The organism is Flavobacterium sp. CHNK8 (genome assembly GCF_019774515.1).
In the GTDB taxonomy this organism is placed as follows: Bacteria; Bacteroidota; Bacteroidia; order Flavobacteriales; family Flavobacteriaceae; genus Flavobacterium; species Flavobacterium tiangeerense.
Genome location: NZ_CP081492.1, coordinates 467,913 through 487,510 on the forward strand (window position 1 = coordinate 467,913; position 19,598 = coordinate 487,510).

Annotated in this window: 19 protein-coding genes and 1 tRNA gene; 8 read left to right on the plus strand and 12 right to left on the minus strand. The window is 33.9% G+C overall.

Annotated elements, in window-relative coordinates:
• Positions 1-23: 23 nt before the first annotated feature.
• The 5 genes from K5V07_RS01910 to K5V07_RS01930 form a co-directional block, all read right to left on the minus strand.
• On the minus strand, positions 24-1,388 hold the full coding sequence (locus K5V07_RS01910; RefSeq protein WP_255577457.1) for a M56 family metallopeptidase: 1,365 nt from the start codon (positions 1,386-1,388) through the stop codon (positions 24-26).
• Positions 1,389-1,540: 152 nt separating this feature from the next.
• Positions 1,541-2,902, minus strand: coding sequence for a M56 family metallopeptidase (locus K5V07_RS01915; protein WP_221916124.1), 1,362 nt, complete (start codon positions 2,900-2,902; stop codon positions 1,541-1,543).
• A 152-nt stretch (positions 2,903-3,054) separates the two neighbouring features.
• On the minus strand, positions 3,055-4,416 hold the full coding sequence (locus tag K5V07_RS01920) for a M56 family metallopeptidase (RefSeq protein ID WP_221916125.1): 1,362 nt from the start codon (positions 4,414-4,416) through the stop codon (positions 3,055-3,057).
• A complete protein-coding gene (locus K5V07_RS01925) occupies positions 4,413-4,787 on the minus strand; it encodes a BlaI/MecI/CopY family transcriptional regulator (RefSeq protein ID WP_086455077.1) in 375 nt (124 codons plus the stop codon). Before K5V07_RS01925 ends, K5V07_RS01920 begins: the two co-directional genes overlap by 4 nt.
• 9 nt (positions 4,788-4,796) lie before the next feature.
• A complete protein-coding gene (locus K5V07_RS01930; protein ID WP_221916126.1) occupies positions 4,797-5,222 on the minus strand; it encodes a hypothetical protein in 426 nt (141 codons plus the stop codon).
• A gap of 290 nt (positions 5,223-5,512) precedes the next feature.
• On the opposite strand from K5V07_RS01930, the gene K5V07_RS01935 reads away from it, so the two are divergent.
• The 6 genes from K5V07_RS01935 (at position 5,513) to K5V07_RS01960 (ending at position 9,511) form a co-directional block, all read left to right on the plus strand.
• Positions 5,513-5,866 (plus strand): lysozyme inhibitor LprI family protein, encoded by a 354-nt coding sequence (locus tag K5V07_RS01935; protein WP_221916127.1) that lies wholly within the window; start codon positions 5,513-5,515, stop codon positions 5,864-5,866.
• A gap of 182 nt (positions 5,867-6,048) precedes the next feature.
• Positions 6,049-6,408, plus strand: a complete 360-nt coding sequence (locus K5V07_RS01940) for a hypothetical protein (protein ID WP_221916128.1) — start codon at positions 6,049-6,051, stop codon at positions 6,406-6,408.
• A 17-nt stretch (positions 6,409-6,425) separates the two neighbouring features.
• Positions 6,426-7,253: a prolipoprotein diacylglyceryl transferase gene (gene lgt / locus K5V07_RS01945; protein WP_221916129.1), complete on the plus strand. Its 828-nt coding sequence runs from the start codon at positions 6,426-6,428 to the stop codon at positions 7,251-7,253.
• Positions 7,254-7,437: 184 nt separating this feature from the next.
• Positions 7,438-7,878: a hypothetical protein gene (locus K5V07_RS01950; protein WP_221916130.1), complete on the plus strand. Its 441-nt coding sequence runs from the start codon at positions 7,438-7,440 to the stop codon at positions 7,876-7,878.
• Between the two features lie 294 nt (positions 7,879-8,172).
• Positions 8,173-8,571 carry a DUF4345 domain-containing protein gene (locus K5V07_RS01955; RefSeq protein WP_221916131.1) on the plus strand — a complete coding sequence of 133 codons (399 nt, stop codon included), beginning with the start codon at positions 8,173-8,175 and terminating at the stop codon, positions 8,569-8,571.
• Positions 8,572-8,890: 319 nt separating this feature from the next.
• Entirely contained in the window at positions 8,891-9,511 is a 621-nt protein-coding gene (locus K5V07_RS01960; protein ID WP_221916132.1) for a hypothetical protein, read from the plus strand.
• A gap of 303 nt (positions 9,512-9,814) precedes the next feature.
• Here K5V07_RS01960 and K5V07_RS01965 read toward each other — a convergent pair whose 3' ends face one another.
• Positions 9,815-11,203, minus strand: coding sequence for a dipeptidase (locus K5V07_RS01965; RefSeq protein ID WP_221916133.1), 1,389 nt, complete (start codon positions 11,201-11,203; stop codon positions 9,815-9,817).
• A gap of 111 nt (positions 11,204-11,314) precedes the next feature.
• On the opposite strand from K5V07_RS01965, the gene K5V07_RS01970 reads away from it, so the two are divergent.
• A tRNA-Leu gene (locus K5V07_RS01970) sits at positions 11,315-11,396 on the plus strand.
• A 129-nt stretch (positions 11,397-11,525) separates the two neighbouring features.
• On the opposite strand, the gene K5V07_RS01975 is transcribed toward K5V07_RS01970, so the two are convergent.
• The 5 genes from K5V07_RS01975 to K5V07_RS01995 all read right to left on the minus strand — a co-directional run bounded on the left by K5V07_RS01975 (position 11,526) and on the right by K5V07_RS01995 (position 16,793).
• Positions 11,526-12,284, minus strand: coding sequence for a LytTR family DNA-binding domain-containing protein (locus tag K5V07_RS01975; RefSeq protein ID WP_221916134.1), 759 nt, complete (start codon positions 12,282-12,284; stop codon positions 11,526-11,528).
• A gap of 2 nt (positions 12,285-12,286) precedes the next feature.
• Positions 12,287-13,297 carry a sensor histidine kinase gene (locus tag K5V07_RS01980; protein ID WP_221916135.1) on the minus strand — a complete coding sequence of 337 codons (1,011 nt, stop codon included), beginning with the start codon at positions 13,295-13,297 and terminating at the stop codon, positions 12,287-12,289.
• Between the two features lie 47 nt (positions 13,298-13,344).
• Positions 13,345-14,079, minus strand: coding sequence for a hypothetical protein (locus K5V07_RS01985; protein WP_221916136.1), 735 nt, complete (start codon positions 14,077-14,079; stop codon positions 13,345-13,347).
• 255 nt (positions 14,080-14,334) lie between these two features.
• Positions 14,335-15,021 carry a hypothetical protein gene (locus tag K5V07_RS01990; protein ID WP_221916137.1) on the minus strand — a complete coding sequence of 229 codons (687 nt, stop codon included), beginning with the start codon at positions 15,019-15,021 and terminating at the stop codon, positions 14,335-14,337.
• A gap of 5 nt (positions 15,022-15,026) precedes the next feature.
• The gene (locus K5V07_RS01995) at positions 15,027-16,793 is read right to left on the minus strand and encodes a DUF885 family protein (protein ID WP_221916138.1); all 1,767 of its coding nucleotides are present in this window, start codon (positions 16,791-16,793) and stop codon (positions 15,027-15,029) included.
• A 180-nt stretch (positions 16,794-16,973) separates the two neighbouring features.
• On the opposite strand from K5V07_RS01995, the gene K5V07_RS02000 reads away from it, so the two are divergent.
• Positions 16,974-19,121 (plus strand): M3 family metallopeptidase, encoded by a 2,148-nt coding sequence (locus K5V07_RS02000; RefSeq protein WP_221916139.1) that lies wholly within the window; start codon positions 16,974-16,976, stop codon positions 19,119-19,121.
• A 77-nt stretch (positions 19,122-19,198) separates the two neighbouring features.
• Here K5V07_RS02000 and K5V07_RS02005 read toward each other — a convergent pair whose 3' ends face one another.
• Positions 19,199-19,561, minus strand: coding sequence for a nuclear transport factor 2 family protein (locus K5V07_RS02005; protein WP_158728438.1), 363 nt, complete (start codon positions 19,559-19,561; stop codon positions 19,199-19,201).
• Positions 19,562-19,598: the final 37 nt, after the last annotated feature.

Below are 19,598 nucleotides of genomic sequence, written 5' to 3' on the forward strand. Positions count from 1 at the left end.
CTTTTTTAGAATTTCACTATCAATTATATATTTCTTTGCACCTCTTTAATCAAAATTGGATTTGAAAATGTTCCTGCTTTTATTGTTTTTTCGATCACTTTAAAAGAAATACTTTTTCTACTTTTTTTTGTGATCATTTCACGTTCAGAGTTGGTGAATAGGGCATAATGATTGAGGTCAATATCGTAAGGTTTACCGTTCATTGATGGTTTGTAGAATCTTATATAACCAGCAATTTCTTGTATACTATGTTTTTTTAAATCAATATTATTCAATTTTTTTCCTTTAAATAGTCCTGAAAACTTAGAATCTTTGGTCCAACTGTCAAATTCTTTTTGTGTTGGTTTTTTCATTGAAGTTTCTGGTGGAACATTGCTAATATAGAAACGCTTTTCATTTGGAGTTAGTGCTTCATATTTTTTGTCTAATAGTACTTTTTTCGTATCATCCTTTACAATCAATCGAACTCCTTTGTAATAAACGTCTCTTTTTTTAATTTCAGACTGTACGGTAGCGTTGTTGTTTGTGCTGGTTTGTGCGATTGTTTGTATACACATTAAATTTACAAGTCCAGTAAATATCGGAATCAAAATCATTTTCTTTGCAATTGATTTTGAGTTTGATGTGGTTTTAGTCATCATAAGTAATCGTTTTTTAGTTATTAAATAGTTCAAATTACTGGCCAAGTAAAAAGTTGGGTTCGCGTTTGCCTTTGAGAGCAACAGGGATTGGTAAAACGGAACATTGTTATAAGAGTGCACAACTTTCTCATCGGCGAGAAATTCGTGGTTGAGTTGAATGGCTTTTTTGTAAAAAATAAAAATAGGGTTAAACCAAAAAACGGTTTTCAATACTTCGATAAACAAAATATCCAAAGTGTGTTTTTGAGTCACATGCGTAAGCTCGTGTGTGTACAATTCGGCTTCAACTTGACGGTTGTTGTATTCTGATTCGTTGATGAAAATGGTATTCAAAAACGTGTGCGGTAAGGTTTTTTCGGGAACCAAAACCAATTGAGCATTCTGGTATGCAATGGCTGTAGTGGACTTCATTTTTTTTGAAATCTGCATCACATTACACATGAATCGAAACCCCAAAACGACTGTGACAAACCCATACAAACTCCAAAGTGCTATGGCAAAATAGTTTGTCTCGTCCACTACAACCGTAGTTGCTGGTAGCATTTGAATATTTCCGGGTGTTACTGCAGGTTGTGCAATTTCTTGAACAACCTCAATAGTTATAAACGGAATCACCATCGAAAAAACCAAAGCAAACAACAAGTAAAACCTATTGAAACGGTGCATTTTTTCCTTTTCTAACAGTAAGTGATACACTCCTAAAAGCACCACGAGGCTGAGGGTCGATTTGATTAGAAAGTCGGTCATTTTTTCTTTTTTAGAATTTCACTGTCAATTATTTTCTTGAGTTCTTCCAGTTCTTTTTGCAACAAATTGGTTTCTTTGCTAAAGAAATAAGTATAAAGGTTTATCCAGAAAGGAGATAGAAGTTTAGTTTTTTTAGTCTATGTTCTTGTCTACTATTTAGTTCTGATTGGTCTTGTATTTTTATCTTTACAAATTGTAACTTCTAATTTTTCTCCACTGAATTTTTTGTGCGAGTTTTTTAAATTTTTATCGAAATAATTATGTGTGTAAAAATTATATTGGTAAGGCTGAGGGAATTTCTTGCTTCTTGCATTTTTATAAACGCTGCTACCTTGAAAAAAAGCAATTTCACTAGGTTTAAAATTGTTTAGTGATTTATTCGTTTGGTGAACATCATCTATCCAAATGGCGTATTTTTTAGGATCTTTAAAGTTTTCTAGTTCTTGAGTTGTTGGTGATTTTTTTTCGCGAGCAGTTGGCACATAGAATAAAGCTCTTTTCTTGTACTCTTCACTTAGATCTTCATATTTGGTGTCAATTTCCTTGTTTTTTACAAGATCATGAATGACCACTCTTACTCCTGCGTAGTATTCATCTTTTTTGGAATCGTTTGTTGCTATAAGTTTAGTTTTGGTGGTAACTTGTGCAATGTTTTTTACTTGAGCAATAGTTTTGAAACAAAACAAGAAAAATAGTCCAGATAGAACAGGTATCAAAATGATTTTCTTCGCAATTGATTTTGAGTTTGATGTGGTTTTAGTCATCATAAGTAATCGTTTTTTAGTTATTAAATAGTTCAAATTACTGGTCAAGTAAAAAGTTGGGTTCGCGTTTGCCTTTGAAAGCAACAAAGATTGGTAAAACGGAACATTGTTATAAGAGTGCACAACTTTCTCATCGGCGAGAAATTCGTGGTTGAGTTGAATGGCTTTTTTGTAAAAAATAAAAATAGGGTTAAACCAAAAAACGGTTTTCAATACTTCGATAAACAAAATATCCAAAGTGTGTTTTTGAGTCACATGCGTAAGCTCGTGTGTGTACAATTCGGCTTCAACTTGACGGTTGTTGTATTCTGATTCGTTGATGAAAATGGTATTCAAAAACGTGTGCGGTAAGGTTTTTTCGGGAACCAAAACCAATTGAGCATTCTGGTATGCAATGGCTGTAGTGGACTTCATTTTTTTTGAAATCTGCATCACATTACACATGAATCGAAACCCCAAAACGACTGTGACAAACCCATACAAACTCCAAAGTGCTATGGCAAAATAGTTTGTCTCGTCCACTACAACCGTAGTTGCTGGTAGCATTTGAATATTTCCGGGTGTTACTGCAGGTTGTGCAATTTCTTGAACAACCTCAATAGTTATAAACGGAATCACCATCGAAAAAACCAAAGCAAACAACAAGTAAAACCTATTGAAACGGTGCATTTTTTCCTTTTCTAACAGTAAGTGATACACTCCTAAAAGCACCACGAGGCTGAGGGTCGATTTGATTAGAAAGTCGGTCATTTTTTCTTTTTTAGAATTTCACTGTCAATTATTTTCTTGAGTTCTTCCAGTTCTTTTTGCAACAAATTGGTTTCTTTGCTAAAGAAATAAGTATAAAGGTTTATCCAGAAAGGAGATAGAAGTTTAGTTTTTTTAGTCTATGTTCTTGTCTACTATTTAGTTCTGATTGGTCTTGTATTTTTATCTTTACAAATTGTAACTTCTAATTTTTCTCCACTGAATTTTTTGTGCGAGTTTTTTAAATTTTTATCGAAATAATTATGTGTGTAAAAATTATATTGGTAAGGCTGAGGGAATTTCTTGCTTCTTGCATTTTTATAAACGCTGCTACCTTGAAAAAAAGCAATTTCACTAGGTTTAAAATTGTTTAGTGATTTATTCGTTTGGTGAACATCATCTATCCAAATGGCGTATTTTTTAGGATCTTTAAAGTTTTCTAGTTCTTGAGTTGTTGGTGATTTTTTTTCGCGAGCAGTTGGCACATAGAATAAAGCTCTTTTCTTGTACTCTTCACTTAGATCTTCATATTTGGTGTCAATTTCCTTGTTTTTTACAAGATCATGAATGACCACTCTTACTCCTGCGTAGTATTCATCTTTTTTGGAATCGTTTGTTGCTATAAGTTTAGTTTTGGTGGTAACTTGTGCAATGTTTTTTACTTGAGCAATAGTTTTGAAACAAAACAAGAAAAATAGTCCAGATAGAACAGGTATCAAAATGATTTTCTTCGCAATTGATTTTGAGTTTGATGTGGTTTTAGTCATCATAAGTAATCGTTTTTTAGTTATTAAATAGTTCAAATTACTGGTCAAGTAAAAAGTTGGGTTCGCGTTTGCCTTTGAAAGCAACAAAGATTGGTAAAACGGAACATTGTTATAAGAGTGCACAACTTTCTCATCGGCGAGAAATTCGTGGTTGAGTTGTATGGCTTTTTTGTAAAAAATAAAAACGGGGTTGAACCAAAAAACGGTTTTCAATACTTCGATAAACAAAATATCCAAAGTGTGTTTTTGAGTCACATGCGTAAGCTCGTGTGTGTACAATTCGGCTTCAACTTGACGGTTGTTGTATTCTGATTCGTTGATGAAAATGGTGTTTAAGAACGTGTGCGGTAGCGTTTTTTCGGGAACCAAAACCAATTGAGCATTCTGGTAGGCAATGGGAGTATTGGACTTCATTTTTTTTGAAATCTGCACCACATTGCGCATGAATCTAAACCCCAAAACAAGAGTGACTAAACCATACAAACCCCAAAGCGCTATTGCTACATAGTTTGTCTCTTCCACTACAACGGCAGTTGCTGGTAAGATTTGGATATTTCCGGGTGTTACTGTGGGTTGTGCAATTTCTTGAACAACTTCAATAGTTATAAACGGAATCACCAGCGAGAAAACTAAAGCAAACAACAAGTAAAACCTATTGAAATGGTGCATTTTTTCCTTTTCTAGCAGTAAGTGATACACTCCTAAAAGCACCACAAGGCTAAGGGTCGATTTGATTAGAAAGTCGGTCATTTTTTCTTTTTTAGAATTTCACTGTCAATTATTTTCTTGAGTTCTTCCAGTTCCGTTTGTGACAAATTGGTTTCTTTGGTAAAGAAAGAAGCAAATTGTGATGCCGAATTGTTGAAAAAATTACTAATCAATCCGTTAACGTGTTTCGAGAAATAGTCGGTTTTTTTGACCAAAGGATAATATTCTCTTGAGTTTCCATATTCGCGGTAGGCTACAAATTGCTTGTCAATCATGCGTTTTAGCAAAGTAGCAACCGTTGTGGTAGCAGGTTTTGGCTCTGGATAAGCTTCGAGTAAATCTTTCATGAAGGCTTTTTCGAGTTGCCAAAGGTGTTCCATGAGTTGTTCTTCGGCGTTGGTGAGCTGTTGCATGTGTGTTTTTTAATTGGTGTATGTTTCTTGAACGGGTATTCCTTTTTCGTAGATTTTGGTGCCTAGTAAAACTCCTTCTGAGTCATAAAATTCCCAATATCCGGTGGGCAGCCATTCTTCTTTTGAGTCGATTAGGTATTTTTTTGAAAATCCTATTTGCTGAATTCTTCCAGTGTTGTGGTATTTAATCACATGGCAACTGTTCTTTTTAAATTTTTCTTGCGATACTAATCTTTCCCCTAAGAAGTGCTTCCACGTTCCGGTTTTGTTCCCTTTACGGTAACGACCGATAGCACTAGATTCAATTTTCATAAACTCCTTGCTTTCTACCCATTTCCCGGTTTTGTAACCGTTTTTAGTTTGATTGATACTGCAACTTGCTAGGCTGATGTAGAGGCTTATAAGGATGATAAAATAGTAATTGCGGTTTTTCATATTCTACAGTTTGAAACATTGCTCTACAAATGTAGAGTAAAATTTGAAATAAACAAATGTTTTGTAAAAAAATTGTCCGTCAAGGATTTACAGGAGTAATTGAAATAGAGTTTTGCTAAAGCCATATATCGATTTAACAGTATACTCTATCTAGCCGTAAGAAATTTGTTTATATTTGAACAAGGAAAATCGAAACAGACCATCGAAAATGAATCTAGATTTAGGTATGTTTCAAATAAGTACAAGTTAGCAGTAATGAGCTGTTGGATAGTAATCAAATAAAAATCAAAATGAAACAGAAATATTATTTAATCGTTCTAGTTGCGCTATGCTTTTCTACTAATTCATTTGCGCAAACGCAATTAGAAATGAATAAAGCAGCAGATGCTAAATACAGAAAAGCTGATGCCGAACTCAATAAAGTGTACAAGCAATTAATTTCAATACTTAATCAAAGTGAAAAATTACTATTGATTCAAGCTGAAAAGGATTGGGTTAAATTTAGAGATTCAAGCTGTAAATTTGAATCTTCACAATATGAAGGCGGAAGTATAAAACCACTCATCTATTCAACTTGTTTAGAAGAATTAACAAGGAAAAGAATTTTAGAAATTAAAGTAAGTATAAAAGAAAGAGATAAATAACGCAATGCTTAAACTATCCAAATTAAGAACTTAATACTTCAAATTTTGCTTTATCAAGATCCAATCATAAGGATTTTAGCATCTAGTTTCTTTTGTATGTTATATCTAAATATTGGACTTAATGTATTCTAAATCCACTTTATTAGCGGAACTTCACCGCTAATCATTAAACACAAATAGTTATGAATAGAATTATTTTTTTAATAATCTTTTTCACGATTATTTCTTGCAAAAAAGACGAAACTAAAACTATAACTTTCAGAAATTGTAAAGTTGAATACATGAGTTTTGGTAATGGACAAAAAGAAATTGATGAAAATAATTCAATCTCAAACCAATGGGAATTTGAATCGGCAAAACGTGAATTAGCATTATGTTTGTGTGAGAGGTATTTGGAAAAACCTGATGCAGAAATTAAAGCTAAGATTTTGGAAATTTATAATACTGAAGAAGAATATTATGAGAATTCGATTAATTTAGAGTTTGACACAATTTTAAAAAATAGAAAAGAAGTTTTTGATCCAACAATTTTACTAGATTAAAATAAACACAGAACAAGATGACAACACTATACATCAATTGGGATTTTGATTCCGACATAATAAATATTTTTGGTTTCCCCTTAAAATATTACGGGCTTTTATTTGCCAGTGGCTTGCTTTTATGCATGTACATTCTTAAAGTAATTTATAGAAGAGAAAACTTAAAGGATAGCGCTCATGAAGCATTGTTTCTTTATGGAATTATAGGAATTTTTGCTGGAGCAAGATTGGGACATTGTTTGTTTTATGATTTTGACTATTATTCAAAAAACGTATTAGAAATCTTTTTACCCATTCAAAAAACGATAAACGGAGGATATAAATTTAGTGGTTATGCAGGTTTAGCCAGTCATGGTGGAACGGTTGGGTTGATTGTTTCACTTTTTTTATATTCAAAAAAATACGAAATAAAATACCTGAAAATACTAGATTTAATAGCTATTGTTGCACCATTAGGAGCAGCATTTATTAGGCTTGCCAACTTAATGAACTCAGAAATGATAGGCAACCCCACAACCTTGCCTTGGGCCTTTATTTTTGGTAAGATTGATAGTGTTCCTAGACATCCAGCCCAACTTTATGAAGCCATTGCGTATCTGCTCATTTTCGGGATTGTTTTTGCTATTTACAAAACGAAAAACATTACGCTAGGAAATGGATTTTTGTTTGGTCTGGCAATAACTTTAATTTTTACAATGCGCATTTTAATTGAGTTTGTCAAAATCAATCAAGTAGAATTTGAAGAGGGAATGCTATTGAATATGGGTCAATTGTTGAGCCTGCCTTTTATAGCAATTGGGATTTATTTTATGGGAAAGAATGTAGCAAGAAACCGTTTGTACTAAAAATCCAGAGCATTGAAGATTACATTAATGGTGTTGTGAATTGTCTTAATGGACAAATGATATTGAATCTAGGATGAAGTTATTCGCAATCATTCAGTTTACAACCGAATAATAAACATGATTTAAACTCGAAATGCTTGTAATGCTGGAACGATGTATAATATTTTATCCTAATAGAAATTAAATGAATAAATCTAAATTTAAGCTTTCAATTATTATTGTATTAGTTCTTGCATTTTCATATTATGTAATTTCTTTTTTTTCTACTTTTCATTTTTATGCGGCAGGAAGTTATCCTTATGCGGAAACATATTATCTCAATTACTCCGAAGAAAAAATCATCAAAGCAATTGATAAACTAAATCTTAAAAATACGGATTTAAAGGATAATGATTCTTCAGACTATTGGCATAATATTTATTTTGATTTAGAAGACAAAAAAATTCATTCATGGACAAGATCCTTTGGTGAAAACGAAACAAATATAGCTTTTGTTGCTGTTAAAAATAAAAATGAAAAATGGCAATTGGTCAATCAGGACTTAAGCTTATTTGAAAATATATTGATAAAAAGAGAGTTTGAAAAGATGGTTGTAGAAAGATTAAAAATCGAATTGAAAAAGTAAACAAGTAACAGTCATTTTTAAGTAACTTGAGTTATTTATTAGCACCTTTTTGTTTCAAGTTTTTGTTAAACGTAGATGTAATGATTATAAAATACAAAATTCTTAAAATATTGGAATGTAAGACCGTGAATAAATCTCTTAAAATTTATTGATATTGGGAATGCAGCGAAAAAAAAATCAAATATCAAACTTACAAGAGATTGATTTTGTTTTTTGTACAGGCTGATGTTATATGCATTGTTAAAAGAATAAGAGAAAAAAGATGCGAAACAGAATTTAGAAATCAAAGTATAAATGAAAAGCAAAATAAATTGGATTCTACAAAATCTACATCTAATAATATCGTTATCGATTGTAGTTCCAACAGCAATAATTTATGGTTCGCCGTCAATTCTGCCGGAGTATTTAAACATAAAAGTAAATACAGTTGACTTTTCCAATATGTTAAAAGCAATAACGTGTTTGTATCTCGGAATTTCATTCATTTGGATTTTGGGAATTTGGAGAACTGAATATTGGAAAACTGCTACGCAATTAAATGTTTTATTTATGCTCTCTCTTGCAACTGGACGAGCAATAAGTATGATAATGGACGGATTTCCTACAGGCGGTTATATTTTTGGAATTATTGCGGAATTTGTGCTCGGATTTTATTCGATTTTTCAATTAAAAAAATATAATAGGAGAGAATAAAATTTCATGAAAGTTAATAGTAAACAAATACTGCAAAAGTTTTTAGCAATTGGTTTCATGGACAAATGGTTTTGAATCTAGGATGATATTAGTCGAACTAGCTCGGTTGTAAATCTGAATACTATACTTAATTTTGTTTACCAACAAATCTGTTGTAGTCAGAGAAAGTAAGACCGTGAAAAATCCTCTTCAAATTCATAAAAATTTCAAACGCTATCAAAGAAAAATCTAAAAATTAGAAATTGTAAAAAATTGATTTTTATGCGGCACATGTTAAAGTTGCGCAGAATAAAATGATAAAATAAAAAGCAAATCTGAAATGAGTGAAAATTTGATTTTTCCAATTGTAATTCATCCAACGGCAACTAAATTGGAAAATTATTTGATTTTATTTTTAGTTGCATTTATCTTTCTTCCTTTTACTTACGGTGTTTTTACACAACAAGGAATCTATTGCTGGAGTTTAGTTATTGGTTTTTTTGGATTAATGACATTCAATTATTTTAGTGATTATAAATTCACAACCTTAAAAATAATTCAAAAAGATAAATTCATAGATTTTAGTGAACAAGAAGTCAAGATTTGGGAAAATAATAAATATGACTCTTATGATTGGAATGCATTAAAAAATATAGAAATATATTTAATTGCGTATAAAAATAAATGGGACGATGATGACAGTCAATATCAAGGAATTGAAAACTATGTATCATTCACTTTAAATGATGAAACTCATAAACATCTTTTTTATGTTCACACCTCTAAAGAATTTAATTTTTTATCTGATTATTTTGAAAAAATAATTTTACCCAACTTATATGAATCAAAGATAATTAAGGATGAAAGTGTTATTATAACAAAGCTAGATTATACCGAATTACAAAGATTTAAAGTAAAATACGATATCAATAGATATACGGATTATATACATTTCAACTAAAACATATTAAATGGTTACAGTTTTGGCAATAGTTTAGAATCTAACTTAGTGTCAAGTTGTTTTGTATCATCGCAGCATTTTATCTCTTCTAAAAAAAACTATCAACGAGCACTCTTTTGCGTTAAGGATGGAAGTGGAAATCCTTTTTAGGCGCCTTTTTTTGGCGGCTAAAAAGATTGAGAACGTACAGCCTGACCTTGTTGCTTGATGAATTGTGTTGTTCAAGAAGGATTTTATGCAACAAGGGAACGCCTAAAAAAAATCCGCCCTGTGGAGAGCGGATGATGTGGGTTTTACCAGAATTTATTTTGATAATTCTACAAAATACTTGTAAAACAACGGTATGGTTTCGATTCCTTTGAGGTAATTGAAGATCCCGAAGTGTTCGTTTGGCGAGTGAATGGCATCGCTGTCGAGACCAAATCCCATGAGGATGGTTTTTGATTTCAGTTCTTTTTCGAATAATGCTACAATAGGGATGCTGCCTCCGGAACGCACGGGAATGGCTGGTACACCAAAGGTTTCGGTATACGCCATGTTTGCGGCTTTGTAGCCAATGCTGTCTATTGGGGTTACGTAGCCTTGCCCGCCGTGATGTGGTTTTACCAAAACGGTAACGCCTGCAGGGGCAATGCTGTTGAAATGTTTGGTAAACAATTCCGTGATTTCTTCCCAGTCTTGATTAGGCACTAAACGCATAGATATTTTGGCGTATGCTTTGCTGGCGATTACCGTTTTGGCGCCTTCGCCGGTGTAGCCGCCCCAAATTCCGTTTACATCTAGCGTAGGTCGGATGGAGTTTCTTTCGTTGGTTACATAGCCTTTTTCACCGTAAACATCGTTGAGTTGCAAGGCGTTTTTGTATTTTTCTAAGCTAAAGGGCGCTTTGGCCATTTCGGCTCTTTCTTCAAGAGACAATTCCTCAACATTGTCATAAAAACCTGGAATGGTGATGTGGTTGTTTTCGTCGTGAAGCGAAGCAATCATTTTAGCCAACACGTTGATTGGGTTTGCTACGGCTCCACCGTACAAGCCAGAATGCAAGTCGCGGTTAGGACCTGTAACTTCCACTTCTACATAACTCAAACCGCGCAATCCGGTTGTGATAGACGGTTGCTGGTTAGAGATCATTCCGGTATCAGAAATTAAGATGACGTCGTTTTTAAGTTTTTCTTGGTTGCGTTCTACAAACCAGCTCAAGCTTTTGGAACCAATTTCTTCCTCGCCCTCAATCATGAACTTGACGTTGCAAGGCAAAGTGTTTGATTGTACCATGTATTCCAGCGCTTTTACGTGCATGTACATTTGGCCTTTGTCATCACAGGCTCCACGGGCAAAAATGGCGCCTTCAGGATGGATATCGGTTTTTTTAATTACGGGTTCAAATGGGGGAGACGTCCACAACTCCATTGGGTCTGGCGGCTGCACATCATAATGTCCGTAGACTAAAACGGTAGGTAAATTAGGGTCGATGATTTTTTCTCCATACACGATTGGGTAGCCTGGTGTGTCGCAAATTTCGACAAAATCGCAGCCGGCTTTCTCTAAACTGGCTTTTACGGCATCGGCAGTTTCAAAAACATCGTGCGAATAAGCGGTATCAGCACTTACAGAAGGAATTTTTAATAATTCGATTAACTCATTGATAAAGCGTTCTTTGTGTTCTTGAACGTATGCTTTTATGTTTTCCATTAGTTGAATGTTGTTTATATTTTCAAAAGTACAAAAAAGAGTATGAATATTTTTTATCAAAATTGTTTTGAATATTCGAAGTTAAGTGTATCTTTGCACCCACAATTGCATGCGGATATGGTGAAATTGGTAGACATGCCAGACTTAGGATCTGGTGCCGCAAGGCGTGTAGGTTCGAGTCCTATTATCCGCACAAAAGCCCAAACGAAAGTTTTGGGCTTTTTTTGTGGAATTAGGGCGAGAAGATTATCCCGATTTCATCGGGAAGGACTTTTATCCGCACAAAAAAAGCTTCTCAAATCGAGAAGCTTTTTTTTGGAATTTATTGATTGATCCAGCGTCTGAATTCAGCCGTTGATGAGGTGCTTGTAATGAAACGTTTTTTATAGTTTTTTAACTGAATTGCTAATCGGTCATTAAAGTAATTTTCTATTTTTAAAATACTATTGATATTAATAATCTCGCCACGATTGATTTGAAAAAACACTTTTGGATTCAACTCTTGTATCAATTCGCTTAAAGTATCCTTAAAGGCATGTTCTTTTCCTGAGGTGTCAATTGCAACACATTTGCCTGATTCTGCTACTATTGCTGCGATTTCATTTGTGTTCAGCATAGCCATTCCTTCATTATTTTTGATGATAATTCGCTCTTTGTATTTTTTCTCTTCGCGTTGTAATAGTGACAGCGCCATTTCGTGCCAGTTAACGGTGTTTTTCTCTTTCTTTTTTAGGTTGAGGAATTTTTGCATGGCTTCGTTAAAGCGATTGTAACTAATAGGTTTTAGTAAATATCCAATGCCATTTGTGTCAAAAGCTTCCTGATAAAAAGTATTGTAGGCTGTCGTAAAAATAATTGGAGCGCTAATAATATTATCTTTTAACGATAAAAAAACTGTTCCATCTAATAGCTCGATATCTGAAAAAACGACGTCTACAGTTTCCTTTTTTGTGGCCCAATTGCGCAACTCTTCATTGCTTTTAATTTGAGCAAGTATAGTAATGTTTGGGTCAAATTTATGAATGTGATTCCTAATGATTTCGGCATTATGATTTTCATCTTCAATGATTATACATTTCATATTTAGTAAATTAAAGGAATTGCTACACAATACTCATTTTCTGTTTTTGTGAAAATGACATCCAAGTTAAACATGAGTTTATAGTGTTTTTTGAGGTATTGGTTTCCTAGTTTAGAGCTGTTTAGCTGTTGTATTGCATTCAATTTGTTTTTTATGAATATCGTGTTTTCATTTCGATACAATTCAATAATCAGAGGATTTTCTTCGCTTCCCTTATTGTGTTTTATGGCATTTTCAATTCCTAATTGCAAAGTACAAGGCAATATAAATCCTGATGTGTCATTGATACTTGAAACAACTTTATAGGCGTTGTTGAATCTTTTTTCAATTAGATTTCGGTATCGTTTTGTAAATTCAAGCTCTTCAGATAGTGGTACGATTTCCTGTTCGTAATGGTCTAAAAAATAACGGTACACTCCCGAAAAATCGTCGATAAAGTTTTCTAAATTTTCTGGATTTTTATGAGTTAAACTAGAAAGCACGCTCAAATTGTTGAATAGAAAATGAGGTTCTAAGTTTTTTTGTAGCATTTTAGATTTAAAAATTTCTTTTTCTCGCTCTAATCGTGCTATGTCGAGTTCCAATTTTTTAGAATTATTAAAATAAAGGTAAATAAGCGTAAACCCGCAGGTGTACAAGTGATAAGTGGTGACGCCGAAAGCAATATTACCAATCAAAAGCCAGGTTGACGTAGCTAAGCCATGTACTAAATAGCGGTAAGAAATAAAAAATAAACTTGTAAAAACAGCGAATATTAATAAGGAGAGTGCAAATGAAAGTATGATTTTTTGGGTGTTTTTGAACTGCTTTTTAGAGATGATTTGCCATGATAAGTAGGAGCTAATCAAGGCCAGGAAACAAGTAGAGAGCCCAAAAACATGATCTTCGATTGCAAAAAAATTAATTGAACCAAACTTACGTGTTTGGTACAACGTATAAATCTGTGTAGTGTTGACAACAATTACCACTAGTATTGTGAAGAAAATATTTTTTAGGCTACTTTTTGTTTTCATTCCTGCTGTTTTTGCAAATATAATAAAACCTTGTAAGGAGTATCAGTTTACAAATCTTCAGTTATCACATTTTTCATTTCGCCTTTTGTGTTGAATGTTTGAATTTTAGGATTGCCTTTTTCGTCTACATAAATCATTAGTTTGGGCTTGCCTGTAGCGTCATTTAAAAACAAACCTTGCGAGTTTGCTCTAGTTTTCCCCAAGAACAAAAGATTGCGCTCACCATGTTGCTCGTATATTTCATTTATCTTTTTTTTGCGTGTTTCAGGATCGGTTATTTTTTCAGCTTGGGCAAAAAGTTCCATTCTTGTGGTAATATTACTTTCTGCAGGATAATCATTGATGTTAATGCCACGTTGCGACATGATTTTGCCATTAACAATTGATTCTTGATTGGATAATTGTAAAACTTGATCGTCTTTATAGCGGTCCATCGTGATTGACATTCCAGAAATAAAACCGTTCTTTGTTTGCTTTGTTTGATAAATAAGTCCACCACATTCATCGCCTTGATCGTTAAAGAAAATAAGTCCTGATGGTCTTTCTCGTTTTTCCCAATCTTTGCCATCCATTCTGCCTGAATGTTGCAATTCTTTATTGCTAAGTACCATTCTTAGAGTGCCATCGTTTTCGATAATATTGATTCTTTTTACGTTGATTTCTTCAAAATTTTCAATCTCTTTTAGTTTGTTAAAGGAGAATAAAAAAAAGCAAAGCATTAGTAAGGTTAAAAAAGTTGAGTAGCGCGTTAAAAATTTCAATTTTGCATCGGTTGTGTTCATGATATGTTGTCTTAAGGATTTCTATGTTGCTAAAGTAGAAGCTTTACGCTTGCCTTAAAACGGATTAATTCTCAATCAGGGGAAAATGAACTTGAAACAAGGGAAATTTGAAATGAACTATAAAAGTAAAAGTGATTTTTAAATTAAAAAGCTGAAGGTGCTTTTACCAATGTATATTAAGGTTGCATCAGTGAATTGTAGTTCAGTAAGGTTCAAAAAAAAGCTTCTCGTGGTGAGAAGCTTTTAACTTGCTTTTTAAGAACCTGAAATAAAACGTATCATATTCAGCATACTTTTTTCATCTTTGTGTGAATAATCATTCTTCTTGATGAAATCTGTAATTTCGGTTTTCTTTTCAGGAAAAGTTTCTAATAGCTCTTTTTTATTGCGTGGCGCTGGAAAAGCCATTTCACCATTTTTACTGATAAAAAACTCTTCATTTGCTTTTACATATCTGGCTGGTACAGCAGGAGAATAAGTGTTTAAAGCCTCTTTTCCTTTTTGTAAAATAACACGATCTCTTCTATACAAGGCAATTTTGTTAGAATTAAATAACTCCACTAAATAGCCATAAATTTCAGTTTCTTTGGTTTTGTAATTCAATAGTTTGATTTTATCCGTAAAAGGAATGATCGTTATCGTATTAAAAGGCTCTTTTTTCATCAATGAAAAGACTTCCTTCTTTGGAGTTTCTACTTCAATCATATCGGTCATTGCATTGTATCGCACCATGATTTGTTGTTTTATCCCAGCTACATCTGCTAGTCTAAACTCGTCTACTAAATAAGCTGACCCTTTGATTTCAGCCAAATCTTTCTTGTTCATTACATCGTTTCTAAACAAAGTGCCAGATGCGGTTGGGTCTAGCGCATCCATAAGAAGTTGCGCATTTGCCGAAAAAGCAAACATGCATAATACACTGTTTATTAATAATTTTTTCATAGTATTTATTTTTTGTCGTTAATCCACTCATTAATTTTTTGTTCCAATAAAGCCAATGGCATCACACCTGACTCCAATACTTTTTCATGGAATTTTTTAATATCAAATTTTGTACCCAATTTAGTTTCTGCTTTTTTGCGAAGTTCCATTATTTTCAATTGTCCAATTTTATAAGAGAGGGCTTGACCAGGAATAGCCATGTAGCGCTCTATTTCAGGAATAATACTCTCTTCACTTTCGGCTTCGTTTGCCAAGGAATATTTAATGGCTTGTTCTCTTGTCCAGCCTTTTGCGTGTAGTCCAGTATCAACTACCAAGCGTACCGCACGGTGCATTTCGTTACCCAACATCCCAAAATATTGATACGGATCTTGGTACAAACCTAGCTCTTTACCTAAACTTTCGGTGTACAAAGCCCAACCTTCACCATAAGCGCCAAACCAATTGAATTTTCTAAAATCTGGAAGACTTTTGTTTTCTTGCTGTAATGAAATTTGAAAATGATGTCCCGGAATGGCTTCGTGCAAAAACAAATCTTCGTCGCCATACATGTTGTATTCTTTTACATTCGGAATCGGAACATAAAAAATCCCTGGACGCGTTCCATCAGCCGTTCCTTGATTGTATTCGGCGCTAGCGGTTTGCTCTCTAAAAGCTTCGGTGCGTCTTACCTCGAATTTTGTTTTTGGCTGTAAAGCAAATAGCTTGTCAACATTAGGTTTAATTCGGGTGTAAATACTGTTAAAGTTAGCAATAACCTCTTCTGGTTTGGTAAAAGGTTTTAATTCTTTCTTGTTTCGTACTTCTTCAAAAAACTCAATCAAAGTACCTTTGAAACCAACTTGGGCTTTTACTTTTTCCATTTCGGCAGTCAGTCTTGCTACCTCTTTCAATCCCAATTCATGAATTTCCTCAGGAGTTTTATTGGTGGTAGTCCATTGTTTTACATAAGCTGCATATAGTTTTTTTCCAAAAGGTAAACTGCCTATTCCGCTCGTTGCTCTTGATGCTGGCAGGTATTCTTTGTTCAGAAAATCAGCCATTTTCTTGTACTGCGGAATCAATTTAGTGGTGATTGTAGCCGTATATTTTGCCGTTAAGTCTTTCTTGATGCTTTCAGGAAACGATGCTGGCATTAACTTTATCGAAGAATAAAACAAATTGTCTTCGATATTTGGAGTTTCCATCGAGGCAAATTGAGGAATTAATTTTACGGTCAACGCTTTTGGTAAAACCACTCCTTTGTCTAATCCTTTTTTCATGTACACCATTGCCGAATCAATCCAAACGGCATATTTGTCCATTCGTTTTAAAAAGTTGGTATAATCTTGTTCTGTTTTAAAAGGCTGTGCACCGGTTCCACCTGCAAACTGACCCATGGTTAAGTGTGTTCCCCAAAATTGATGAACCGGAATTAAATTAGTTGGCTGTTCTAACACTTCTTTTCCAACTTCTAATTCCCATTTGATGATTTCGTAACTGTTTTTTTCTTCTTCAGATAAATCGGCTACAGCAACATTTTGCAACTCTGTTTGGTATTTGTCAAAAAAAGCCGCTTGCGTTTTTCTGTAACTATCGGTCATTTCAAATTGCAACTGATCGTTGTACTCGTTTTGGCCACTTTGGGTTGCACCCAATGGATCTAGTGCATTCTTATCGTCAAAATAGCTTTTTGTTAAGCTAGTAAAATCTTGCTTTTTATCTTCAGATTTACAGTTTACTAACAGCAGGGCAGTAGTTAGTGTAAAAAGTAGAACGGTTATTTTTTTCATAATTTAGGTTTGTGATTTAAATAGCTAATGTATTGATTTTATTTCAATACTTAAATTATGATCTTGAAATCCTTTTAGAGAACTAGCTCTTTTTTATCATAAAATTAAGTTAAGGCAAAGCTGTGATTGGTGTATGAAAAGGATTTAGGTTAAATTTACGTTACTAATTAACAAATTGAAATGAGAAAGAAATCCCTTTTTCTGATGCTAGTCATCGGAAATATGCTCACCATCCAAGCACAAGAAAAAAAAGAAAACACTATTATGAATCCATTTTTTCAGGCTTATAACACGCCTTTCAATGTTCCGCCGTTTGACAAAATCAAAAACGAACATTTTAAACCTGCCATTTTAGAAGGAATAAGTAAGCATCAAGCGGAAATTGATGCTATTGCAAACAATACGCAACCTGCTACTTTTGACAATACCATCCTAGCGATGGAAAATGCAGGCGAATTATTATCGAATGTGAATACGGTTTTTTCTAATTTGAACTCTGCGAATACCAACAAGGAAATTCAAAATATTGCCAAAGAAACAGCACCTAATCTATCGGCGCACCGCGATAACATTTACTTGAACGAAAAATTATTTGCTAGAGTAAAGTCGCTTTGGAACCAAAAAGAAAGTTTGGGTTTGAATTTAGAACAAGCTAAAATTTTAGACAATGCCTACAAAGATTTTGTTCGAAGCGGCGCTAATTTGTCTAATTCAGATAAGGAAATATTACGCAAAATCAACGGTGATTTGTCCTTGACAAGTTTAAAATACGGTCAAAACATTTTGGCGCAGACCAATAGTTATGAATTGGTTATTGATTCTAAGAAAGATTTAGCTGGATTGCCTCAAGGACTTATTGATGCCTCTGCCGCAGATGCTAAAGCAAAGGGGAAAGAAGGCAAATGGGTTTTTACGCTTTCCAATTCTAGTGTGATGCCATTTTTACAATACAGTTCAAATAGAGAATTGCGCCAACAAATTTGGAATGCGTATCAAACTAGAGCCAACCATGACGATGCTTTTGACAATAAAGCTAATGCGGTTGCACTAGCTAATTTACGTGGACAAAAAGCACGATTATTAGGTTATAAATCACACTCTGATTATGTTTTGGAGGAATCAATGGCCAAGACACCCAAAAATGTGAACAAACTCTTGAATGATTTGTGGAAACCAGCTCTTGAAATTGCCAAAACAGAAGCCGCTGATATTCAAAAAATGATGGTGAAGGATGGCATTAAAGGTGCGGTTCAACCATACGATTGGCGATATTACACTGAAAAAATCAGAAAAGAACGTTTTGATCTTGACGAAGAAGAATTGAAACCTTATTTCAGTTTGGATAATGTGCGCAAAGGAGTTTTTCAAGTAACCGAAAAGTTATATGGGATTCAGTTTAAAGCCTTAACAGATGTACCAAAATACCATGAAGATGTAACGGTTTGGGAAGTTTTAGAAAAAGACGGAACGCACTTAGGAGTTTTATACATGGATTTTCATCCACGTGAGTCGAAACGTGGCGGCGCTTGGATGACATCCTACCGCAGCCAAAAAACGGTTGATGGCAAGCGTGTTGCTCCCGTAGTTTCTATTGTTTGTAATTTTACAAAACCCTCAGCAACTGCGCCAGCATTGTTAACTTTTGATGAGGTGACCACTTTCTTTCATGAATTCGGACATTCATTACACGGTTTATTGTCTAATGTAACGTACAGAAGTCTTGCAGGAACTAGTGTTCCAAGAGATTTTGTTGAACTTCCATCGCAAATTATGGAAAACTGGGCTGCAGAGCCTGAGGTTTTAAAAATGTATGCCAAACACTATCAAACTGGAGCAGTAATACCAGAAACGCTAGTAAACAAACTAAAAAAAGCAGGAACTTTTGATCAAGGTTTTACAACGACAGAATACCTAGCAGCTTCGCTATTGGATTTAGAATACCACTCACAAACCAAAGACATTACTGTTGATGCTAACGTTTTCGAAAAAGCAGCCATGACAAAAATTGGTTTAATTCCATCGATTATTCCTAGATACCGCAGTACGTATTTTAGTCATATTTTTTCTGGTGGCTATTCTTCTGGGTATTACAGTTATATTTGGTCAGGTGTTTTAGATACTGATGCTTTTGAAGCTTTTAAAACAACAACTCTTTTCAATCCAGAGAAAGCTAAATTATTCCGTGAAAATGTGTTAGAAAAAGGAGGAACTGAGGATCCAATGGTTTTGTACAAACGTTTCCGTGGAGCTGAGCCTAGCATTGAACCACTTTTAAGAAAACGTGGTCTGGACAAAAAACAAGAGCCAGTAAAGAAATTAAAAGGCTAGTCCTAGTTATTGCATACAAGAAAGCCCTATAACAGCAAAGTGCTGTTATAGGGCTTTTTTTTAATATCAAAAAGAGCTTACCCGTGGTATACGCGAGAAGCTATTATTTTATCGTCTTTAATTTCAAGGACCTCTGCAACAAGTAAATCTTCTTCGCCTACAACGGTACGGGTATATTCCATGAAAACACGGTCGCCATTTGCAGTAAGTGATTTTACTTTGTAATTCAAACTCGGTAATCGTTCAAAGGCATCTTGCCACCAAGCGCGCAACGCTTCTTTACCCGTTACAAAACCGTCACTTTCGGGTTTGTACATTTTTAATTTTGGACTATAATGTATGGCTTCATCATCATACAGAGATAGTAATTTTTCTAATTCTTTAGCATTGAAAGTTTCAAACCATTTAAAAGCAATAGATTGTAATTTTTCTGGAGTCATACGTGTTTGTTAGTGTATAAAAAAATCCCTTTTCGAA